Below are 20,282 nucleotides of genomic sequence, written 5' to 3' on the forward strand. Positions count from 1 at the left end.
GTCGAACCACAAGCGCGCTTTCGGAAATGCTCGGTTTCCGTTTGGTTGGCTTACCGCCACATCCCCCGCATCCGCGCGCCGATGTCGATCTTCGGTCCTTGCGATGTAGCGCGCGGGCCAGCCGCGGCGGCCTTCGGCCAGGCCGCGCGCTCGAACAGATAGACCAGCTGCTCCGGGATGAAGCGGGTGCGCGAGGCATAGACGTGGCGGTCGCCCTTGGCGGCCTGGCCGTGCACGAAGAAGCGCTGCGGCACGACGAGATGTAGATCGTCCTTGGCGCGCGTCATCGCGACATAGAGCAGGCGGCGCTCCTCCTCCAGCTCGGCCGAGGTGCCGGCGCCGAGATCGGAGGGCATGCAGCCGTCGACGACGTTGAGCACGAACACGGACTTCCACTCCTGGCCCTTGGCCGAGTGGATCGTGGAGAGGATCAGATAATCCTCGTCGCGCAGGGGCGGCCCGGATTTGTCGCTGGTCGCATCCGGCGGATCGAGCGTGAGCTCGGTCAGAAATTTCTCGCGCGAGGAATAGCCGCTCGCGATCTGCTCGAGCTGCATCAGATCGGCGCGGCGCGTCTCGGAATCCTCATGGATGCGATCGAGATGCGGCTCGTACCAGAGACGCACGCGCTCGAGATCCACAGGCCATTCCGAGTAGCGCAAATTCTCGACCGTGCGGACGAAGCTGGTCCAGTCATCGCCGGTGCGCGCCGGCACCGGGAGATGGGCGAGCGCGTGCAGCGGGTCCATACTCTCTGCCATCTGGTCGAGCACGCGCTGCGCGGTAGCGGGGCCGATTCCAGGCAATAGATGCAGGATGCGGAAACCCGCGACGCGATCGCGCGGGTTCTCGGCAAAGCGCAGCAAGGCCAGCACGTCCTTGACATGCGCGGCGTCGAGGAATTTCAGCCCGCCGAACTTCACAAACGGAATGTTGCGGCGGGTCAGCTCGATCTCCAGCGGACCCGAATGCGAGGAGGTGCGAAACAGCACCGCCTGGTGCTTGAGCAGCGCGCCTTGCTCGCGATTGGCCAGCACCTGCTCGACGATGTAGCGGGCCTGGTCAGTCTCGTCATGCACGGTGACGAGCTGCGGTCTTTGGGTGGAGGTGCGATCGGTCCAGAGGTTCTTGGTGAAGCGCTCGCGGGCAAGGCCGATGACGCCGTTGGCCGCCGCCAGCACCGCTTGCGTCGAGCGGTAATTGCGGTCGAGCGTGATCGTCTCGGCGCGCGGCGAGAAGCTCTGCGGAAAATCCAGGATATTGCGCACGGTGGCGGCGCGGAATGAATAGATCGACTGCGCATCGTCGCCGACGACGGTGAGCCCGCGTCCATCAGGCTTCAGGGCCAAAAGGATCGAGGACTGCAGGCGATTGGTGTCCTGATATTCGTCGACCAGCACATGATCGAAGCGGCCGCCGATCTCTTCTGCAATGAGCGCATCGCTCATCATCTGCGACCAGTAGAGCAGGAGGTCGTCGTAATCGAGCACGTGCTGGGCCTGCTTGGCCTCGACGTAAGCCGCAAACAGCCCCTTCAGCTCGGCCGCCCAGCCCGTGCACCAGGGATAGTGCTGACCGAGCACCTTCTCGATCTCCATCTCGGCATTGACGCAGTGCGAGTAGATCGACAGGCAGGTGCCCTTGGCTGGAAAGCGGCTCTCGGTCTTCGACAGCCCGCGCTCGTGCCGGACCAGATTCATCAGGTCGGCGGAATCCTCGCGGTCGTGGATGGTGAAGGCGGGATCGACGCCGATGCGCTCGGCATATTCGCGTAGGAGACGCGCGCCGATGCCGTGGAAGGTGCCGGCCCAGGTCAGCGCATCGCGCATGATCGCGGCATTGTTCTCACCCAGCACCTTGCGCGCGATGCGCTCGACGCGGCCGGCCATCTCGGCGGCGGCGCGGCGGGAGAACGTCATCAGCAGGATGCGGCGCGGATCGGCGCCGGCGACGATCAGATGCGCGACGCGGTGGGCCAGCGTATTGGTCTTGCCGGAACCGGCGCCGGCAATGACGAGCAGCGGCGCGCCCACGGTCGTGCCGTCGGCCACGCCATGCTCCACGGCGCGGCGCTGCTCCGCATTGAGGGTGTCCAGATATGACGTCACGAATCGCCCCGATGAAGCGGTCAGAATCAACGATCCCCGCGCGAATCGCAATGCGGCTGGACGCGAGTGGCGCGAGGATTTAGGGGAGAGGGCAGCTCAAGTTCCAATCCGAGGGATTGCAGACATGGCCGAATCCCGGCCCCGCATGGATACGCCGACGTCCGGCAAGTCGTGATGGCGCTTCTGTCCATCATCCCCCAGTTGCTGTCGCGCCGAACCCATCGGCCGGCACGTAAAGCTTGACGGGCCGGATCTCGTAAACCGCGCTCGGATTGACCTCACGCAGCTTCCGTGCAGCCGCGATCGCCTCTTCATCCGTGTCGTAGTTGACGAGGTGGAAGCCCAGAAGCTGCTCCTTGGTCTCGGCAAACGGGCCGTCCAGCACGATGCCGGCACCGGGGCCGCGCAAGGTGCGGGCCTTTTTGGTGTCATCGAGACGAGCGGCCGGCCCGAGATGTCCGCTGGCCCGCAGGGGCGCCTGAACCTCGATGACCTTGGCCACGACGGCGGCGTCCTGCTGCGGCGTCCAGGACAACATCTCATCTTCCACGTGATAGGCCAGGATCGCGTAAAGCATTGTTACCTCGCTCGTTCTTGGGGGCGCCGCCGGAAGGATGTAGCACCGCCGCCGATGCCGGCAATAGCGGTGCGCCAATATTGCGTCGCGGCGATGCTGACGAAACCATTCTGAAACCCGATTGCCGGCCGGTGGCGTGAACGCCGGCCAAAGGCGGGGCGACTGATGGCCACCAAGAGCAATCAAAGGGCTATCGGAGGCGGCAATGTCGGGTCAGACCATCAAGATCATCTGCGACGCGCGGCGGGCGGGGAAGTTGGAGCCGGCTGATCTGCACGACCAGGCAGGCCATCACCGCTATTACGGAAGCTCGGTCGAGAATGGCGGCGAGCGCATCGTCGAGAGCCGCCGCGGCAAACGCCCGTCCGTGCTCGCCATCTTCGGCTTCTGAATCGCGCTTTCAGCCGGCATCGTCAGGGCGCGCTCAGCACCTGCTTGACGAGGGCTTCGCGCAGCGCCGCCAACTCGCCGCTCGCCTCCATCTGCGCAATCACCTGTCCAACCTTCGGCACGAGGTCGCGGTGGCGTTCGTGCAGGTAATGGAAGATGCTGATACGCTCGAGCGGCGGCGAGAGTGGATAGATTCTTGCTTGCAGATTGAGCTTGCGGACCGCGGCCAGCCCGCTGAAGAGGTCGGTGACCACCACGTCGAAACGATCGGCATCGAGCATCGCGATCATATTCTCGAGGCCAGCTGTTGCCGTGACACGGTCCATGCCGCGCGTGCCGGCTTCCGACGAGCCGACGCCGCGGACGATGCCGATGCGGTAGTCCCGGATCGAATTCCAGCCGTCCACGACGAAATGGAGTTTGGTCGTGAACACGGACGGCTCGATGTAGTTGATCGCGGGCGTCACCTGCAGCAGCGTCGGATAGTCGCGCGACAGCGTTCCGATGCGCTGGATTTCGCCGTCGACCTCGCCGGCACTCGACAGCGCGAGCGCCCGCTTGCCGGGGACGTCGACAAATTCGAGCTTGATGTTCAGCTTGGCGTAGACGGAGCGAAGCATTTCGCCGCCGACATATTGATCCGGGATGTCGGCGATCCGGGCCAGCCGGATTACCGACTGCGCCTGGGCCGAGCCGGCTGCAAACAGCGACAGGCAGACGAAGATGATCCGCCACATGAGCGCGCCTCGGCCGTTTTGCTACCCTTGAGTTCCGATACGAGCGTGATCTACCGGAGATGGCGGTTGCGCGAAGCCAGAACGCTCACCGCTCGCCCGCCATGGGCGCGAATCCGGGATATCACCGATGACATTCTAGCACGCGAAGTGGTAGTTTGCGCTGGCATCCTGCTGCTGGGCGCAAGATATGACCCCGCCGACCTCAGATCGCCCAAGGGCCGACAGGATTGCTGCGCGCACCGCGTGCTGAGGGAGATCAAAATCGTAAAATCGCGTGCGGCTGCGATCGGCAGGCCGAAGAGGAGTGCCGCCATTTTCCGGGACGGGGTGCATGGGCAACGCAGGTAAAGAGAGTCCGGATCGCAGCCGCGCTGTCGCGCCGGCGGCGGCGAAGCAGGATTTGAGCGGCATCGGAGCTGCATTCGCGTCCCCGATGCTCGCGACCTTGTCGTCGCGGGCATTCAACTGGTCGCGCAGCGGTATCGGGCCACGCCTGCTTGCGGCCGTGCTGCTGTTCTCATCGCTCGTGACGCTGACCCTGACTGCGCTCCAGCTCTATCTGGACTACGATCGCGAAGTCGGCATGATCGAGACAAGGCTCGGGGAGATCGGTCGCAGCACCACCGGCAGCCTCGGCGAGAGTCTGTGGAGTCTCGACCAGAACCAGCTCAAGCTTCAGCTCGAAGGAATCCTGCGGCTGCCTGGTCTGCGCGCCGCCGAGGTCCGCGAGATCGCCGATCGGCCCAATCCTATCAGTGTCGCCGTCGGCGAACGAGGTCGCCGCTCGGTCGTCACGCGCGACTATCCTCTGACTTACATGGTTCAAGGGACCGCGCGCCCGATCGGCGTGCTCCATGTCGAGGCGACGCTCAGTGACGTCTATCAGCAATTGCTGAACCGGGCCCTCGTCATCCTGGCAAGTCAGGCGGCAAAGACGTTCCTTGTCTCGCTGTTCATCATCTATATGTTCCACCTTCTGGTGACGCGGCACCTGGTCGCCATCGCCGAGTCCGTCAGCAAATACAATCTGGCGCGGCCGCCTCCGCCATTGCATCTGGAGCGCCGGCCGCCTTCCGACCCCGACGAGCTGGACAAGGTGGTCGACGCATTCAATGCCATGTGCGCCAACCTCGGGCATGCCTATGACGAGCTGCGCGAGGCCAATGCTATCCTCGATCGTGACCTGAAGATCCGCCAGCGCGCCGAAGAGGATGCGCGCGCGAGCGAGCAGCGCTTTCGCGACTATGCCGAGACCGCCTCCGACTGGTTCTGGGAAACCGGACCGGATCACGTCTTCACCTACATCTCGGACCGGGCCGGTGCTTTCGGGATGGACCGCCAGGCCGTGATCGGCAAGCGACGTCCGGATGCCGCCTTCGAGCAGAACGCCGAATTGGAGAAATGGCGCGACCACATGGCGACGCTGGATCGTCACGAGCCGTTCCGGAAGTTCGAATATCGCGGCCGCGATGCGGCCGGGCGTCCGCGCTATTTCAGCGTCAACGGCCAGCCTGTGTTCGGCGACGACGGACGTTTCATGGGCTATCGCGGCTCGGCCACCGATCTCACCGCACAGCGCGAGGCCGAGGAGCGGCTTCGCCAGTCCCAGAAGATGGATGCGATCGGTCAGCTCACGGGTGGCGTCGCGCACGACTTCAACAACGTGCTGACGGTCATCACCGGGACCATCGAGATCATCCAGGAAGGGCTGGCGGACAAGCCCGAGCTCGCCGCGGTCGCCCAGCTCATCGACGACGCGGCCGCGCGCGGTGCCGAGATCACCTCGCAGCTCCTGACCTTCGCGCGGCGCCAGCCGCTGGAGCCGCGAGAGATCGATATCAACGCTCTCGTCGCCGAGACGGCGAAGCTGCTGCGGCCGACCCTCGGCGAGCATGTCGAGATCGTGATGCGTCTCGACGACGATGCGTGGCCGGCCATGGCCGATCCGTCGCAGCTTTCGTCGGCGATCGTCAATCTCGCCGTCAACGCGCGCGATGCAATGCCGGATGGCGGCAGGCTCACGCTCGAGACCGCAAACCGGGAATTCAACGGCACCGACAATGATGACGGCGAAGCCGGCGCTTACGTCATGATCGCGGTGGCCGACACCGGGCACGGCATTCCTGCCGAGATTCGCGAGCGCGTGTTCGAGCCGTTCTTCACCACCAAGGGCGTCGGTCGCGGCACCGGACTTGGGCTGAGCATGGTCTACGGCTTCGCCAAGCAGACCGGTGGCACCGTCACGATCGAGAGCGAGGAGGGACGCGGCACGGTGATCAGGCTGTTCCTGCCGCGATCGGCAGGCGATGCGACGGCGAGGACGGGGCCGGCGACGATGCCGGCGCCGACGCGTGGACACGAGACCATTCTCGTGGTCGAGGATGATCCGCTGGTGCAAGGCTACGTCATCGCCCAGCTCGGCAGCCTCGGCTATCGCACGCTGACGGCCAACGATGGCGCAACCGCGCTGGCGTTGGTCGACCGGGGCGCGAGTTTCGATCTTCTGTTTACGGATATCATCATGCCCGGCGGCATGAACGGGCGGGAATTGGCAGATGCCATCCAACTCCGCCTGCCGGACGTGCGGGTGCTCTACACCTCCGGCTATACCGACAACGCGATCGTCCACGGGGGGCAGCTCGATCCCGGCGTGGCGCTGCTGCGCAAGCCCTATCGAAAGGCCGACCTGTCGCGGAAGATCCGGGAGGTGCTCGGGGGCGAGCGCTCTGAGAAGGGCGCGAGGTCCGCGTAAATGGCCCGACAAAAGAAAAGGCGCGGCGGGGAAATCCCCGTCGCGCCCGATTTCTTGCTCGCTGGTCCAGGGCTGAGAGCGCCCCGATGCCAAGCCCTAGCTAGAGCCTAGCGGGCGATCCCAGCGAGGTGACAGCGCTTGGAAAAAGACACTGGATCACCTCCTTTCGTTGATTGCGGGAGCCCTCAATATAGGGTGGACGGCTGTACCTGTTAAGGGGCGGCGGTGCGGAACCGGCCCCTGTGCGCACGGGCGGAAAGCCGTCGAAAGCGCCCCCGCGGCAGTTGAGACCGCCGCCCGGCCGTGTTAGGGAGCGACTTACGCGGGTGTAGCTCAATGGTAGAGCAGCAGCCTTCCAAGCTGAATACGAGGGTTCGATTCCCTTCACCCGCTCCAACGCTTAGCCGGATTATGGCCTATAGTTTTACAGCCGGTTTTACAGTTTTTGTTCCGGCCTCGTTCATTTGCTCAATCAGCGCCTTGGTCAAGGCCGTGCGGTTGACGTACCGCCGAATGATTTTTTCAACGCTCTCTTCGTCCCAAGCCATGATCTCGGCGATCGATCGAATTGGGATGCCGGCGACATCAAGCAGGCCACGCATGGTTCGGATGACCATCCCCTGAAGATCGGAGACATCGAAAGCCGAACGGAGGCGAGCTATTCTACTTTTCTGATTTTCTTTTCGAGGTGCCCGTTTTTTTGGTCGTGAACCAGCTGGCTTAGCGATGTCTCATTGAGATGATGGAGCACTTCAGCCAACTTTGCTGTCTCCGGGTGGCCGGCGGCAAAGGTGTTGCCATAAATCTTGCGCAGTGTGCGAATGAGGGTGTTGCCGTGCTTCTTGCTGATCTCACCGTTCTTGTCACGGTGGCGGTCGTCGATGGACATCGCGCCCTCCCTTATATTTTGTGCTTGCTCGGGCAGCCTAACGTCATTAGGTCGGCGGCATGAACCCTAATGGTCCCGCAGACGAGTCGCAGAGTTACGGCAAAGAAATTGCCGTAGTCTCGCTCCTCTCAACCAAGGGTCGAGCATTAGGGCGTTCAGTCCCTTGGTGCGGCGCGCCAGCCGTATTCCTGGTGCGGAATCGTGGAGGTAATGTCGGCGTCTCTGCTGGTCGACAGGCGCCATGCTGCAACCCCGAAGCACAAAGTTAGGGTCAAGGTGACGGCAAGCAGAAGCATTGAGACGAACTGGCTCACGCGCGTGAGGCCCGCAAATTTGAGCTACTGGGAGCGAGCACGGCGGATCGATTCGAACAACACAGACAAGCTGACCTAGTCGCGGGATTTCCCCAGCGCAATGAGGCGGCGCGTCTGTTAGGTCTAGGATAAGGAGGCCCGGCCCGCGGCAGTAATGCTGTACTCGACTTCACCTGAAGCTAGCGGGTTGGCCTCGACGAGACCAAGCTCCACTAGTCGAGCGACGATCTCATGATCGAACAGCGGAGTGCTGATCCACGGCTCAGCGGACAATTGCTTCAGGAAAGCGCGCTCGACCTCAGTCAGATCCATAGTTGCCTCTGGACTCAACTCGAAGCATCTCGGTGTCATTCCGTTCCCGAAGTAGCCCGAGCCCTGTCAGGAAGGACCGAAAGCGCTTATCAGCCCAATCGCGATGGGGACCAGGCCAACGACAGTCCACAGGGCAGGCGAACTGGAGCCGACGCCAACGACTAAAATCCAGACGCCGAAGCCTACGATGACTGCCGAAATGACGCAGGCGAGAGCTTTTTCCATTGTTCGATCCACAAGCAACAACGGACCGATTGCACTTCTAGGACTCGGCGCGAGCCGAAACGTTCCAACGCGCGCCGAGGGACAAGTCTGAGGGTTGGCGCCAAAACTACTTCACCCGCCGGCTTCGCTTGGCGAGCCTCACCCCGGCACCCCCACCGTTCTCTGGGATGAACTACCGGCTGCACAAGGAACGGTGGAGGCTGAACTGAGCGGCCCTTGATGGGGCGCGGCCCGCCGGTTCACGCTCGCGGATATGTGCACTCATTTGTGAACTGCTTCACAGCGTCCCAGCGTTGGAGGGATTGCAGTGCTCCTTTCGGTCTGCGGAGCCGAGGTCTCGATCTACACAGGAGGAGTTATGAAGCTCATTCTTTCAATCTTCATCATCCTTCCGACGAGCGCTTTCGCCAACGATTGTCCCGGATTTTTGAACTACGTGAAGGCCAATTCGCAGCTGAAGCAAGTCAGTAACAGCCAGATTCAGTGCTTTGTGACCAAGCCGCCCAAGCAGCACATTAAGGTATTCACTTTTACGTCCGGCAACGTGACCGTCGCTTGCACAAGGTCGGGATCTTATCCTTACCGACAATTGTCCTGCTCCGACGGCGGCCGAACCTTCGGAAGGTCCCTCAACAACTGAGAATGGCAATCGGTCAACCGCGCCGACGTGTCCGAATTATCGAACCCTAAGGCGCCAGGAACGCGCGCGAGCTACTGCGCGTCGTGGGATGTAATTCGGCGTCAGACAGCTCGCCGCTCCCTTTAGTCCAACTGGCGCTTCAGGATTGCGATCGTCGCCAGAAGGTTGTCCCGCCGATTCCGCAGGTTTCGGGCAAGGGTAGAGTATGTCGGCTCAGCGACGTCATGGACCCGGGTCCGCGCTTCTTCATGGGCGATGTCGGTTTCCAGCAGTTCGATCCGCCTTTGAAGGTCGGCAACCAACACTTTCATTTTGAGAGCGGTCTTGTCGGTGTGAGTCTCGAAACGGGATGACGTCTCCATCTGTCTGCTCCGGTTTGGCACGGACTGACGATCGCCGCGCGGTCCTGAGCCGTAACTGGCAACATGCGGGCCAACGGCTCCCATCAAGACGCGAAGATCGTCCTAACTAACCCTTGACGAGCGCGCGGCGGCGGAAGTCCTGGGCGGCATCAGCACGACGTCGAAAGGTCGCGCGCAAAGTAGCGCATCTAGGACGGATCGAAGGAGCTCACTGCGGCCCTTCGCAGCCACTCAGTGCAGCGTAGTTTGAACTGGTGCGTTAGGAAGCCGCAACCGCGCCTTGCAGGAGGAAGCGCAGCGACGTTATCCGGCGCCTCGATCAATTCCGGCAACCAAGCAGCGCTCGTGACGGGGGTGCTCGAAGGTGCGCTGCTGGTCGGTCCCTGGGCCTTCGTGCCGGTAACCGAGGCTGAAATGACCTCGCCGTAGATCGCGTCCAAAAGCATGCTCAACATTGACCACCGTACCCGTTATTGATTGGCAATCCGCCGAATCCTTGCGAAATCTGCCATCTTCGCGAAGCGCCACCCGAAGGTTGAGCGCCTGTGGTATTCACTATCGCTGGGTGCAGCGCTGCCCGCTGGGAAAAAATGGCAAAGTTGAGGCCGTCAAGGATACATCGGATTAGAATGCCGATTATCCCCGTTATACACTGAGTCCCGTTTGGGGTTCTGGGTGCTTATTTGGGAGGGTCAATCATGGCAAGTGTTCAACCATTGCACAGACGGGAAGGTGTCAATCTAGTTCAACTTGAGGCGGACATTAGTTCGATACGCTCGGGAAGCTCTGTCGCTTCCATTGCTCTGCCTGATTATGTCGAGCACACCGCGGGGGTGACGCGCGTTGGCGCGCTCAGCGCGGAGGCGGTCATTCGCGACTATGAGTCCGCCGCAAAGGAGATCGAGGCTATGGGCACCGAGTTGATCGACGCCGCACAAAAATGCGAGGCGCTGACGGCGCAGGTCCATGATGCGATAGCCTTCATGCGCGAAACGGCGGCCGGGTATCGTGAAGAAGGACGGAAGATATTCAAGCGCATCGAAGAATGCGCGTTGTTCACCGAAGACGTTCGCAAGACATGCGAACAGGTCAAGCGCAGAATGGCAGAAGTCTCCGTCGGCGAGTCTCCGAGGCCGGAGCTGGAGCCCGAGACGGAAGGCGCATAGCGCGCAGAGGCGTAGGGCGGGTTACGCCGCGCGGATTCCTCTTCGCGCAATCCGCAGGGCTAACCCGCCCAGGCTCGCGACGACGGCTCGCCGCGGACCGGCGGATTACGGACAGCGAGCATTAGGCTTCCAAGGTTACGTGGCGAAGGTCTTTTCTTCCTCAGTCGGCTAGAACTGATCCTCGTTGCGTCCCGTCCGCGTGATAAATGTGCGTCCCCCGCGCAACGAGGTGCCCATAAGCAGCGCGAGCCGCTCGCGCCATGCGCAACCGGCGCGGGCCCCGAAGTCCTCAAGCACCAGATAGATGTCGCGGTCCAGTCTATCGAGCGGCACGGTCGAGGGCGAGGCACGCATACGCGTACTCCAACTGACTGCGGAGAGACGGCCCCGGCTGGGGCTGGGGGTAAGGCCGGGGCCGCTCCGCCAGCCCGGCGGCGGGCTGGCAAGGCTCAGAAGCGCACACCGCGGCCGTCGTTTTTTCCTGCCGCCGTTGGGGTCATGTTTGCCCCAGCAGGGTTCCCAAGTTCAATATTGAACCAAGCGGTCTGTGGTAGTTTACGACCATCACCGGCCGAGGCTCTGCCCGTAGGCGTCGGTGGCTGAGAGACCGAGAGCGCTCCGCCTGCATAACAGGGAGCGCCGCCATGCCGGTCTTTCGACCCATTCCCATTGACGCCGATCAGGCAGAGCATATGCGCCAGGTCGCGCAGAAGTCGCGCGAACTTCTGAGCGAGCCCGCTCCGGACACAATCTTGGGCCGCAAGGCGCAGGAGCCGTTTCCGGATGAAGATCCAATGGAACGCGCCGATGTTCAGAACCTGATCCGCAGCGAATTACAGCCGCCGCAAGAGTAAGGCCGCCTCGGTTGGCGGCCTCTTCGGCCCACCGGTTCACGTTGGGGGCCTATCTCTTCGATCACGTCGTATTCGAAAGCGACGCCTTCCGGATCGTTCTGCTCGAACCACATTTCCGCGGCATTCACAGTAGCGAAAACCTTGATGTGGTCCTTGTCGCCGACCTGCTTGGCGGTGTTGACGTATATGAAGACGGTCATTGGTCCCTCTGCAGATTGGTCGCCAGAGATCTCGGTCGCACAGTCTGGCATCACAGCGTTATCCCACTGAATTGAACGATGGTGAAACCATCAGCACTTGGGGATGATTGACGTCCGAACCACATGTCTGGCTCGGAACGCTCGATTGGAAACAGCGATGATGCGGTCGGTTTTGGTCCTGGGCCTATTGCTTAATTTGAGTGTTGCGGGGAATGCTGCCACGGTGCAACGCTCAACACCACCATTGCGCGCGCGCCCGCAAGTGTTCGTTCCCCACAGTCAACTCGTCCCTCCCGGTCAAGGCGTGGCGACTCCCGGCTTCGCCGTCCCCGGTTGGACCGACGAGGCCACCCGGCGATGGCTGGACAGCCCCACGGCCTGCTTAGGCTGTGGCGGATAGCCCGCCACGCTGTGGCCTCTTGTCTGCCGAGTAGTCGGCGGCGAAGGATAGAACGAGGCGGAGGCCGCTCGCGCTGGGACGGCATATCCAAACGCAACTACCCTGCTGTGGCGCTAGTTTTAAAACGCACGAGCGCAGTTCTTTCTTAACCGCCTCAGCCGGGGTAGTTTATTCTGCCTTGAAGGGGTGTGTTGGCGACGCTGATTGCCGCCAGCATCGAGCCGAGATCTATTGTCGTTCCTCGAATTTGCTGCAGCGAGGATCGCCTCGCTTCACCCGGCGAAGCTCCTGGAACGACGGCCCGTCGCACTGGAGCAGTGTGTATTCTTTGTATGATGGGGGCGGCACGCGCCAGCAAAGCGCCTCACCAGCGGGCACTGTGTACGTATCCCCCACGCCGGTAATATAGTTGCAGGCCGACACAGGCCTTTTGACCTTCTCTTGATCTTGTGCGTGAGCCTGAGCTAGCGAAGCCACTGCGAAGAACGCTACCGACAAAACGCGCATTATTCTCTCCTCTCGCGACAGCAAACATTCAGGGGTCCGAAGCATCGATCGGCTTGGGCGCAGGGAAGAGATCAGTCGGGGACGTAAGAAATTCCCGGATTCGGCGGCGGCCTCAAAGCGGAGCGAGAATCTGCCAGATGACCAGAAGCACCACGATCATCAGCATGGCATAAACCCAATCCGCGCGAACATCGTCGGGCCGCGCTCCAGCGGGGGCCGCATCGCCTAACGGTTATCAACGGCATCTGGGCAGACTGGATTCCTGTCTAGCTTGGTGGGTTTTGAGAGGCTATCGGCGTTGCATGCACGCATGCACGTAATCCTTCATGCCGGAATCCAGCGCGCTCCGGCTGAGGCCCATGGACATGGCCTCCTCTTTGCACCTTTCTCTCTTTGCTTCGAGCTGCGGATGGATTGCTTCGGCGCACTGAAGGCGGAAGGGGCCGGGGGGATATTGTCGGCAGTTTTGCGCCTGAGCGCTGGTGCTGCTTAGAACCATTGAGAAGGCAATCAGCGTGCGGACCACGTCAAAAAGGACGTCTTTCGCCATTTCACTCTCCTTTCCCCCGATCGAAGCCGTGGTCGATTTCTTGTTGCGAGCGCCCGAGACCATGAAGCACCGGCGCTGAGTCTCACCGTACGGCGACCGGCAGCGGCTCATGACCCATCGCCGGCGGTTGAGGCGGTAAGCTACGACGCGACCCGCCGGCTGCCACGTCGGCGGGTCTCTAACCGATTATCCAAAAAACGTCATGGCCGTGAGAGCCAAATCGGCGCCGAAATCTGATGCAAACGTCAGAAGAAGCCCGAGGGCGAGACAGGCAGCGAAAATTGCGACAGCAACCTTAGACATAGTCATTTTTGCAATCCCTCTAAAAACGTTGGGAAGTGCAATTCCGAACATTGACTTAGCAAGGGCTATGCCGGCGATGTGTGAGGCAGTTCACACCAGACGGCTCGAACAAGCGAAAGTGACCCGCGCAGGGTGGCGCTGGGCAGCACCAATTTCTCGGAAAGCTTCCTGTCTCAGAGCTAGGGCCGAAAGAGCGGCAAGTTTTACACCACGCCGCTAACCCATTGATACGACTTGATGCGGATAACAGCGGTTTTACAGCTAAGTCTCTCGCGCCCATGAATAAGCCACAGCCTTCCAAGCTGAATACGAGGGTTCGATTCCTTCACCCGCTCCAGCTTTTTCAGAGACTCGGCAATAGACATGGCAATAGACATGGCGAGAGACTTGGCGAGCGGCCAGATTTCACCGTGACCACTGGGCTGCTTGACGCGTTCCGACGCGTCTTTCCGACGCTTTCCGTGGGCCATCAGCGTCCGGCCCAGTGGACGAAGCGGCGCTCGATGATGAGGAAGATGAGGTTGAGAGAATAGCCCAGCGCGCCTGCGGCGAAGATGGCGGCATACATCGCGGGCATGTCGAACAGCTGCTGGGCTTCGAACACGCGCTGGCCGAGGCCGTCGGTCGAGCCGATGAACATCTCGGCGACGACGATGATGACCAGCGCCAGCGACACGCCGTTGCGCAATCCGACGAAGGTCTGTGGCAGCGATTCCCTGAGCATGACGTCGAACAGGACGCGCGCACGCGACGCGCCCATCACCTTGGCCGCCAGCAGCCGCGTCTTGCGCGCATTCATGACGCCATAGGCGACGTTGAACAGGATCACCAGGGCCGCGCCGAACGCCGCCACCGAGATCTTGGTGCGATCGCCGACGCCGAACAGCACCAGGAACAGCGGGAACATCGCCGAGGCCGGCGTCGAACGGAAGAAGTCGATGAGGAATTCGACCGAGCGGTAGACCTTTTCGGATGAGCCGAGCACGATGCCGAGCGGGATGGCGATGACGGCGGCAATCGCCGTCGAGGTGATGGTCCGCACCACCGTCCGGACGAAGTCGACTCCGAGCTTGCCGGACTGCATGCCCTCCCAGAGCGTGCGGAAAGTCGCAAGCGGCGAGGGCAACAGCACCGGATCGACCAGCTTGAGGAAGCTGACCAGCGACCAGATCGCCAGCAGGATGGCGATGCCGACGAGCGGCAGCAGGGCATTGGCGCGTTTCATCCGCGATGCACCTCGCGCTGGAATAGTTTCAGGCAATGCGCCTTGGTGGCGACAAAGCCGGGGTCGGACATGGTGCGATCGGTGCGCGGCCGGGGGGCGTCGAACGGAACGAATTCGACAACACGGGCCGGATGCCGCGACAGCAGCAGAACATGGTCGGACAGATAGACGGCCTCCTCGAGGTCGTGCGACACCAGCACCATGGTCGTCGCCGTCTCCATGAACACGCGCTGCAGCTGCTCGCGCATGAACAGCGTCATTTCATAGTCGAGCGCGGAGAACGGCTCGTCCAGGAACAGGATTTCCGGCTCGACGATCAGCGCGCGCATGATCGAGACCAGCTGCTGCTGGCCGCCGGACAAATGATAGGGATAGAGCGACAGATCGACCTTGACGCCGAGATGCGCGACCAGGCGCTCGACGCGCCGGTCGCGCTCGCGCTTGGCAATGCCCATCAGCTTGAGCGGGTAGGCGATGTTGTCGAAGGCGCGCAGCCAGGGGAACAGCGCTTCGCGATAGTTCTGGAAGACATAGCCGAACTTGACCTTGCTGACCGGCCGGCCGTCGAACAGCACTTCGCCCGCGTCCATCGGCACCAGGCCGGCGATCATGTTGATCAGCGTGCTCTTGCCGCATCCGTTCGGCCCGAACACCGAAATCAGCTTGCCGCGAGGAATGTCGAAATCGAAATTGTCGTAGATGACGGCGTCCGTGTAACCCTTGCAAAGTCCGCGGATGGTGACGTGAGGCGCGGTCCTGTGCGACTCGTCGTGGGTGCCGGTCGGCCGGCTCGGGACGGCGCTGCTCACGCGGGGCTCAAAACTTCTGCAGGAACTTGGTGGCGTCGACCTTTTCGGGGATGACGCCGATCGACGCGCCGAAATCCGCCAGCGTTTGCAGATCGGCGATCTGCTCCTTGCTCATGTCCGATGCCATCACGTAACCGAGCATCGGCACCATGTCGACGACGTTATCGGGCGTGAAGGTGTTCTTGGCGAGATGCTTGCGGGCCTCGTCCGGATTGGCGTTGATGAATGCGATCGCCTTGGCCCAGGCCGCAGCGAAGCGCTTGGCGACATCCGGCCGCTTCTGGACGAAGTCGCTGGTCACCGCGCAGCCGGCCGCGTAGGCATTGGCGCTTTCGCTGCCCAGGATGTATTTCGAGATCACGCCGGCCTCGAGCGAGCGGGCGACGCCGGCCTTGATCATCATGGATGCATTCGGCTCGAGCGTGTATCCGCCGTCGAAGCTGCCCGAGGTCATCGCATTGACGTGCTGGCCCATGTCGAGCTGATCGATGGTGTAGTCACCGTCCTTCAGTCCGTTCTTGGCAAGGATGGCCTTGGCGGTGTTCAGGTTGGCAGGTCCCGGCGCCGACATCAGCTTGGCGCCCTTGAGATCGGCGATCGAGTTCGCGGGAAAGCTGTTGCGGACGACGAATTGCTCCATCTTCCAGGTCCTGGTCTGGCTGTTGAGCGCGATGTACATCGCAACGCCCGGCTTCTTGACGTTGGCGTTCAGCCCCTCGATCGTGACGAGGACGGCGGACACCTCGATCTGATTGGTCATGAGCGCCGCGACATTGGCCGGCCCGCCCATCAGCTTGGTCATCTCCGGCTCGATGTTCTGCTCCCTGAAGAACCCACGCTCGAGCGCGACGAAATAGGGCAGGGACGAGCTGAGCGGGAAGACGCCGACCGAAACCTTGTCCTGCGCTCGCGCGGGATCTGCAAGCCCGGCCATGCTCGCGAGCAGGAGGATTGCGGCGAGCGTCTTCGTCGTCCAGTTCATGGGGATGTCCGTCCGGAGGGTTCGATTTGATGAGCGTTGGCGAAATGAAGGGAGGACGGGACGCATTGCGGCCGTCCTCCCCTTGGGTCACTTCTTCATCGCTTCGATGACGGCGAAGCTGTAGGCGCCTTCGGGCTTCTTGGTGATGACGGGATCGGAACCGCCCGACATCAGCGTCGCCACCGTACGCTCATAGTCCTTGACGTCGAGCTTGCCGTCGGCGTCCCCAAGCAGCTTGGCGATCTCGCCCATCATCCGCTTCTGATCCTTCTCGGTCTTGGCGCCGGTCGTGTCGGCGGCGAGGATGATCTTCACGGCCTCATCGGGATGCGCCTTGGCATATTCCCAGCCCTTCATCGAGGCCTTCACGAACTTCGCCATCTTGGCGACGAAGGCGGGGTCCTTCAGGTTCTTCTCCAGCACGTAGAGGCCGTCCTCCAGCGTTGCGACGCCTTCGTCCTCGTATTTGAAGACGACGAGCTGGCTCGGCTTGTAGCCGCCGTCGATCACCTGCCAATACTCGTTGTAGGTCATGGTCGAGACGCAGTCGGCCTGCTTCTGCAGGATCGGGTCGACGTTGAAGCCCTGCTTGATCACCTTGACGCCGCCCGGCGAGCCGTCGGTCTTGAAGCCGAGCTTCGACATCCAGGACAGGAACGGATATTCGTTGCCGCCGTACCAGACGCCGAGCGTCTTGCCCTTGAGATCGGCCGGCTTCTTGATGCCGGTGTCGGCGCGGCAGGTCAGCTCCAGGCCGCTCTTCTTGAAAGTCTGCGAGATGTTGACGAGCGGCACGCCCTTCTCGCGCGAGGCGAGCGCGGACGGCATCCAGTCGACGGTCACGTCGGCGCCGCCGCCGGCGATCACCTGCGGGGGCGCCACATCAGGGCCGCCCGGCTTGATGGTGACGTCGAGGCCGGCTTCCTTGTAGAAGCCCTTGTCCCTGGCGACGAAGTAGCCGGCAAACTGCGCCTGGGCGACCCATTTGAGCTGGATGGTGACGGGTTCGGCTGCTTGTGCGTTCGAAAGCGTCAGGCCGAGCGAAAGACCTGCGGCCAGTGCCAATGCGTGCTTCATGCAAGACTCCAAATTCAACGTGGACCTCGCCGACCTAGGTCCGATAGGACGGATGCCAGAACGTTGTCGCGCGTTCGGCCAGCGTGACAAAGCCGTAGAAAGCCATTCCCGCGAGGGCGGCCAACGCGATCTCCGCCCAGACCATGTCGATGGCCATGCGGCCTGCCTCGGTGGAGATGCGAAATCCGATACCCTGTGTCGGAGTTCCGAAAAACTCTGCAACGATCGCGCCAATCAGGGCAAGCGTGGCGTTGATCTTGAGCGCGTTGAAGATAAAAGGCAGCGCGGCCGGCAGATGCAGCTTGGCCAGCGCCTGGGCATGGGTGGCGCCGTAGGAGCGCATCAGGTCGCGCTCGATATGGCCGGCTGCATTCAGCCCGGCGATGGCGTTGACCAGCATCGGGAAGAAAGTCACCAGCACGACCACGGCGGCTTTCGACGGCCAGTCGAAGCCGAACCACATCACCATGATCGGCGCGACGCCGACGAGCGGAAGCGCCGAAAAGAAGTTGCCGAGCGGCAAGAGCCCGCGGCCGAGGAAGGCGTAGCGGTGCGCCAGGATCGCAACCAGAAGGCCGGCGCCGCAGCCGATGACGTAACCTGCCAGCACGCCGCGGATGAAGGTCTGGACGAAGTCGGCGCCGAGGATCGGCAGCGAATGGGCGAATTTCGTCGCCGCCGCGCTCGGTGACGGCAGCAGCACGGCCGGCACGCCGAAGCCGCGCACCGCGACCTCCCAGAGATAGAACACGGTGAGACCGAACAGGAGCGGCACCATCAGGTCGAGCGCGCGCCGCCGTCTGCCCCGAGCTTGATGCGTCCCGGCGAGATTGACGACGCCCAGTGCCGCCGACAGCCAGCACGCCATCACGATCATCCAGAAGCCGGCACGAGCGGTCCCGGCCACGGCCGCATCGTCCAGCAGGACCAGCGACGCGGTGGCGGCGAGCGTCGCGCCGGCAAGACCGGGAATGGTCGCCCGCTGATCCGACAGCCAGGCGGCCAGCAGGAACAAGATGGCGGCTGCGCCGACAATGGACCGGACGACGGCATAAGCCGACAAAGGCGGTGATTGCCGCGCGAGCGGAAGCACGAAGGCGAGCGCCAGCGCGGCGGTCGCGGCGATGAATCCCAGCCTCAGCTTGCGCGGATCCATCAATGCACCCCCATGCGCCGGCCGACGGCGCGTTCGATCAGTCCGATCAGCGCGATCAAGGCGGAGGAGAGGACGGCGGCGGCGACCAGCGCCGACCACAATTGCACGGTCTGGCCGTAATAGGAGCCGGAAAGCAGCCGTGCGCCGATGCCGGCTTCCGCGCCGGTCGGCAATTCCGCGACGATGGCGCCGATCAGCGAAATCGTCACGGCGACCTTGAGGCTCGCGAACAGATAAGGCACCGATGCCGGCCAGCGCAGCTTCCACAGCACCTGCCGCGGTGTCGCCGACCATGTCCGCATCAGTTCGAGCTGGAGCGGATCGGGTGAGGCAAAGCCCTTCACCATCCCGATGGTGATGGGAAAGAAGCAGAGATAGGCCGAGATGATCGACTTCGGCAGCAGGCCGTGCAGCCCGAGCGCCCCCAGCACCACGATGAAGATCGGCGCCAGCGCCAGCACCGGTACCATCTGCGAGCAGATGATCCAGGGCAACAGGCTGCGCTCCAGCACGCGGCTGTGCAGGATCAGCAGCGCCAGCACGATCCCGAACAGCGCGCCGAGCAGGAAGCCGAGCAAGGTCGCCGATAGCGTCACCAGCGAATGGTAGACCAGGCTGCGCGGCGCCAGCGGCGGGTAGCCGAACACGGAATCGAGGAAGGCGGCGGCGATCTGGTGCGGGGCCGGCAACAAGGGCCGCTCGGCATCCATGGTGCCGGCGAGCACGTCGCTCATAGTATAGGGTGTCTCTTCGCGCTCGAAGCCGTCGCGGACCAGCGACCAGTTCATGGCGACGGCCGCGACATACCAGATCGCGACAAGCGCCAGCACCATTGTGACGACAGGCGCGTAACGCGTGACCAGGGGATGATCCCGAAGCGCGCGCGCGGGACGCGAGGGCAGGGCGAGCGCGCTACTCGTCATAGGAGTGCCCCGCGCGCAGGCCATTGCGCACGCGCTGCGCCACCTTCAAAAATTCCGGCGTCTCGCGGATTTCCAGGGAACGGTCGGTCGGGAAATCGCAGTCGATGACATCGATGATGCGGCCCGGGCGCGGCGACATCACGACGATCCTGGTCGACAGGAATACGGCTTCGGGAATCGAATGGGTCACGAACAGCACGGTCTTGCCGGTCGATTTCCAGAGCTGGAGGAGCTGCTCGTTGAGGTGATCGCGCACGATCTCGTCGAGCGCGCCGAACGGCTCGTCCATCAGCAGCAGCGCCGGATCGAACGACAAGGCGCGTGCGATCGAGACCCGCTGCTGCATGCCGCCGGAAAGCTGCCAGGGAAATTTGCGCTCGAAGCCGGTGAGGTTGACCATCGACAAATAGCGCTGGACGCGCTGCTGCTGCTCGATCTCGGAATAGCCCATGATCTCCAGCGGCAGCTTCAGGTTCTTCTCGATGGTTCGCCATGGGAACAGCGCCGGTGCCTGGAATACATAGCCATAGCTGCGGGCAAGCCGCGCCGCTTCCGCGCTCATGTCGTTCACCGTGAGCGTGCCGGAGGAAGGCTGCTGCAGATCGGCGATCACCCGCAGCATCGTGGTCTTGCCGCAGCCGGACGGCCCGATGAAGGAGACGAACTCGCCCTCGGCGACTTGCAGATCGACGTTGGAGAGCGCCTCGACCCGGCCGTCGGCGGTGTCGAAGGTCAGCGAGATGTTTTGGGCGTCGACGACGAGCCGCCCCGGTCGGGGGGCCGCGATCGGTTCGTCTGATATGGAGAGACTTGGCTTTGGCATG

22 protein-coding genes and 1 tRNA gene are annotated in these 20,282 nt (G+C 62.7%); 5 read left to right on the forward strand and 18 right to left on the reverse strand.

The features are described from left to right. Nucleotides 1-50: 50 nt before the first annotated feature. Nucleotides 51-2,108, reverse strand: coding sequence for an ATP-dependent helicase (locus tag ACNJX9_RS17480; protein ID WP_439409719.1), 2,058 nt, complete (start codon nucleotides 2,106-2,108; stop codon nucleotides 51-53). 190 nt (nucleotides 2,109-2,298) lie between these two features. Continuing rightward, on the reverse strand, nucleotides 2,299-2,685 hold the full coding sequence (locus ACNJX9_RS17485; RefSeq protein ID WP_057745801.1) for a YciI family protein: 387 nt from the start codon (nucleotides 2,683-2,685) through the stop codon (nucleotides 2,299-2,301). A gap of 205 nt (nucleotides 2,686-2,890) precedes the next feature. Here ACNJX9_RS17485 and ACNJX9_RS17490 point away from each other — a divergent pair, with 205 nt between their 5' ends. Continuing rightward, complete coding sequence (locus ACNJX9_RS17490; protein ID WP_439409720.1) at nucleotides 2,891-3,076, forward strand: hypothetical protein; 186 nt, start codon at nucleotides 2,891-2,893, stop codon at nucleotides 3,074-3,076. A gap of 22 nt (nucleotides 3,077-3,098) precedes the next feature. Here ACNJX9_RS17490 and ACNJX9_RS17495 read toward each other — a convergent pair whose 3' ends face one another. Next, nucleotides 3,099-3,812, reverse strand: a complete 714-nt coding sequence (locus ACNJX9_RS17495; protein WP_057745796.1) for a substrate-binding periplasmic protein — start codon at nucleotides 3,810-3,812, stop codon at nucleotides 3,099-3,101. 331 nt (nucleotides 3,813-4,143) lie between these two features. On the opposite strand from ACNJX9_RS17495, the gene ACNJX9_RS17500 reads away from it, so the two are divergent. Then, nucleotides 4,144-6,564, forward strand: coding sequence for an ATP-binding protein (locus ACNJX9_RS17500; protein ID WP_439409721.1), 2,421 nt, complete (start codon nucleotides 4,144-4,146; stop codon nucleotides 6,562-6,564). Between the two features lie 322 nt (nucleotides 6,565-6,886). Further along, nucleotides 6,887-6,960, forward strand: a tRNA-Gly gene (locus ACNJX9_RS17505). 20 nt (nucleotides 6,961-6,980) lie between these two features. On the opposite strand, the gene ACNJX9_RS17510 is transcribed toward ACNJX9_RS17505, so the two are convergent. From ACNJX9_RS17510 to ACNJX9_RS17525, 4 genes are all read right to left on the reverse strand, one after another. Further along, a complete protein-coding gene (locus tag ACNJX9_RS17510) occupies nucleotides 6,981-7,166 on the reverse strand; it encodes a hypothetical protein (protein WP_157083481.1) in 186 nt (61 codons plus the stop codon). Between the two features lie 56 nt (nucleotides 7,167-7,222). Continuing rightward, complete coding sequence (locus ACNJX9_RS17515; protein ID WP_220002524.1) at nucleotides 7,223-7,453, reverse strand: hypothetical protein; 231 nt, start codon at nucleotides 7,451-7,453, stop codon at nucleotides 7,223-7,225. A gap of 437 nt (nucleotides 7,454-7,890) precedes the next feature. After that, the gene (locus ACNJX9_RS17520; RefSeq protein ID WP_057745930.1) at nucleotides 7,891-8,079 is read right to left on the reverse strand and encodes a hypothetical protein; all 189 of its coding nucleotides are present in this window, start codon (nucleotides 8,077-8,079) and stop codon (nucleotides 7,891-7,893) included. Nucleotides 8,080-9,066: 987 nt separating this feature from the next. Beyond that, nucleotides 9,067-9,306, reverse strand: coding sequence for a hypothetical protein (locus ACNJX9_RS17525; protein WP_057745781.1), 240 nt, complete (start codon nucleotides 9,304-9,306; stop codon nucleotides 9,067-9,069). Between the two features lie 698 nt (nucleotides 9,307-10,004). Here ACNJX9_RS17525 and ACNJX9_RS17530 point away from each other — a divergent pair. Next, on the forward strand, nucleotides 10,005-10,472 hold the full coding sequence (locus ACNJX9_RS17530; RefSeq protein WP_439409722.1) for a hypothetical protein: 468 nt from the start codon (nucleotides 10,005-10,007) through the stop codon (nucleotides 10,470-10,472). A 168-nt stretch (nucleotides 10,473-10,640) separates the two neighbouring features. Here the strand turns inward: ACNJX9_RS17530 and ACNJX9_RS17535 are convergent, their stop codons facing one another. Further along, nucleotides 10,641-10,826 carry a hypothetical protein gene (locus tag ACNJX9_RS17535; protein WP_439410274.1) on the reverse strand — a complete coding sequence of 62 codons (186 nt, stop codon included), beginning with the start codon at nucleotides 10,824-10,826 and terminating at the stop codon, nucleotides 10,641-10,643. 290 nt (nucleotides 10,827-11,116) lie between these two features. Between ACNJX9_RS17535 and ACNJX9_RS17540 the strand changes: the two genes are divergently transcribed. Continuing rightward, nucleotides 11,117-11,326, forward strand: a complete 210-nt coding sequence (locus ACNJX9_RS17540; RefSeq protein WP_083514115.1) for a hypothetical protein — start codon at nucleotides 11,117-11,119, stop codon at nucleotides 11,324-11,326. Here the strand turns inward: ACNJX9_RS17540 and ACNJX9_RS17545 are convergent. The 10 genes from ACNJX9_RS17545 to ACNJX9_RS17590 form a co-directional block, all read right to left on the reverse strand. Then, on the reverse strand, nucleotides 11,284-11,526 hold the full coding sequence (locus ACNJX9_RS17545) for a hypothetical protein (RefSeq protein ID WP_083514114.1): 243 nt from the start codon (nucleotides 11,524-11,526) through the stop codon (nucleotides 11,284-11,286). The genes ACNJX9_RS17540 and ACNJX9_RS17545 overlap by 43 nt on opposite strands. 1,196 nt (nucleotides 11,527-12,722) lie before the next feature. Then, a complete protein-coding gene (locus tag ACNJX9_RS17550; protein WP_057745766.1) occupies nucleotides 12,723-12,983 on the reverse strand; it encodes a hypothetical protein in 261 nt (86 codons plus the stop codon). A gap of 506 nt (nucleotides 12,984-13,489) precedes the next feature. After that, the gene (locus ACNJX9_RS17555) at nucleotides 13,490-13,756 is read right to left on the reverse strand and encodes a hypothetical protein (protein ID WP_439409723.1); all 267 of its coding nucleotides are present in this window, start codon (nucleotides 13,754-13,756) and stop codon (nucleotides 13,490-13,492) included. Continuing rightward, nucleotides 13,756-14,511 (reverse strand): ABC transporter permease, encoded by a 756-nt coding sequence (locus ACNJX9_RS17560; RefSeq protein WP_439409724.1) that lies wholly within the window; start codon nucleotides 14,509-14,511, stop codon nucleotides 13,756-13,758. The genes ACNJX9_RS17555 and ACNJX9_RS17560 overlap by 1 nt, the downstream gene beginning before the upstream one ends. Then, nucleotides 14,508-15,320, reverse strand: coding sequence for an ABC transporter ATP-binding protein (locus ACNJX9_RS17565; protein WP_057745759.1), 813 nt, complete (start codon nucleotides 15,318-15,320; stop codon nucleotides 14,508-14,510). The genes ACNJX9_RS17560 and ACNJX9_RS17565 overlap by 4 nt, the downstream gene beginning before the upstream one ends. Nucleotides 15,321-15,327: 7 nt before the next feature. Further along, complete coding sequence (locus ACNJX9_RS17570; RefSeq protein WP_439409725.1) at nucleotides 15,328-16,302, reverse strand: ABC transporter substrate-binding protein; 975 nt, start codon at nucleotides 16,300-16,302, stop codon at nucleotides 15,328-15,330. Between the two features lie 87 nt (nucleotides 16,303-16,389). Further along, complete coding sequence (locus ACNJX9_RS17575) at nucleotides 16,390-17,379, reverse strand: ABC transporter substrate-binding protein (RefSeq protein ID WP_057745753.1); 990 nt, start codon at nucleotides 17,377-17,379, stop codon at nucleotides 16,390-16,392. Nucleotides 17,380-17,413: 34 nt separating this feature from the next. Beyond that, complete coding sequence (locus ACNJX9_RS17580) at nucleotides 17,414-18,535, reverse strand: ABC transporter permease (protein ID WP_439409726.1); 1,122 nt, start codon at nucleotides 18,533-18,535, stop codon at nucleotides 17,414-17,416. Next, entirely contained in the window at nucleotides 18,535-19,458 is a 924-nt protein-coding gene (locus ACNJX9_RS17585) for an ABC transporter permease (RefSeq protein ID WP_439409727.1), read from the reverse strand. Before ACNJX9_RS17585 ends, ACNJX9_RS17580 begins: the two co-directional genes overlap by 1 nt. Next, nucleotides 19,448-20,281 (reverse strand): ABC transporter ATP-binding protein, encoded by an 834-nt coding sequence (locus ACNJX9_RS17590; protein ID WP_439409728.1) that lies wholly within the window; start codon nucleotides 20,279-20,281, stop codon nucleotides 19,448-19,450. The genes ACNJX9_RS17585 and ACNJX9_RS17590 overlap by 11 nt, the downstream gene beginning before the upstream one ends. Between the last annotated feature and the right edge of the window lies 1 nt (nucleotide 20,282).

Source organism: Bradyrhizobium sp. BLXBL-03, from assembly GCF_051853015.1.
Lineage (GTDB): Bacteria > Pseudomonadota > Alphaproteobacteria > Rhizobiales > Xanthobacteraceae > Bradyrhizobium > Bradyrhizobium manausense.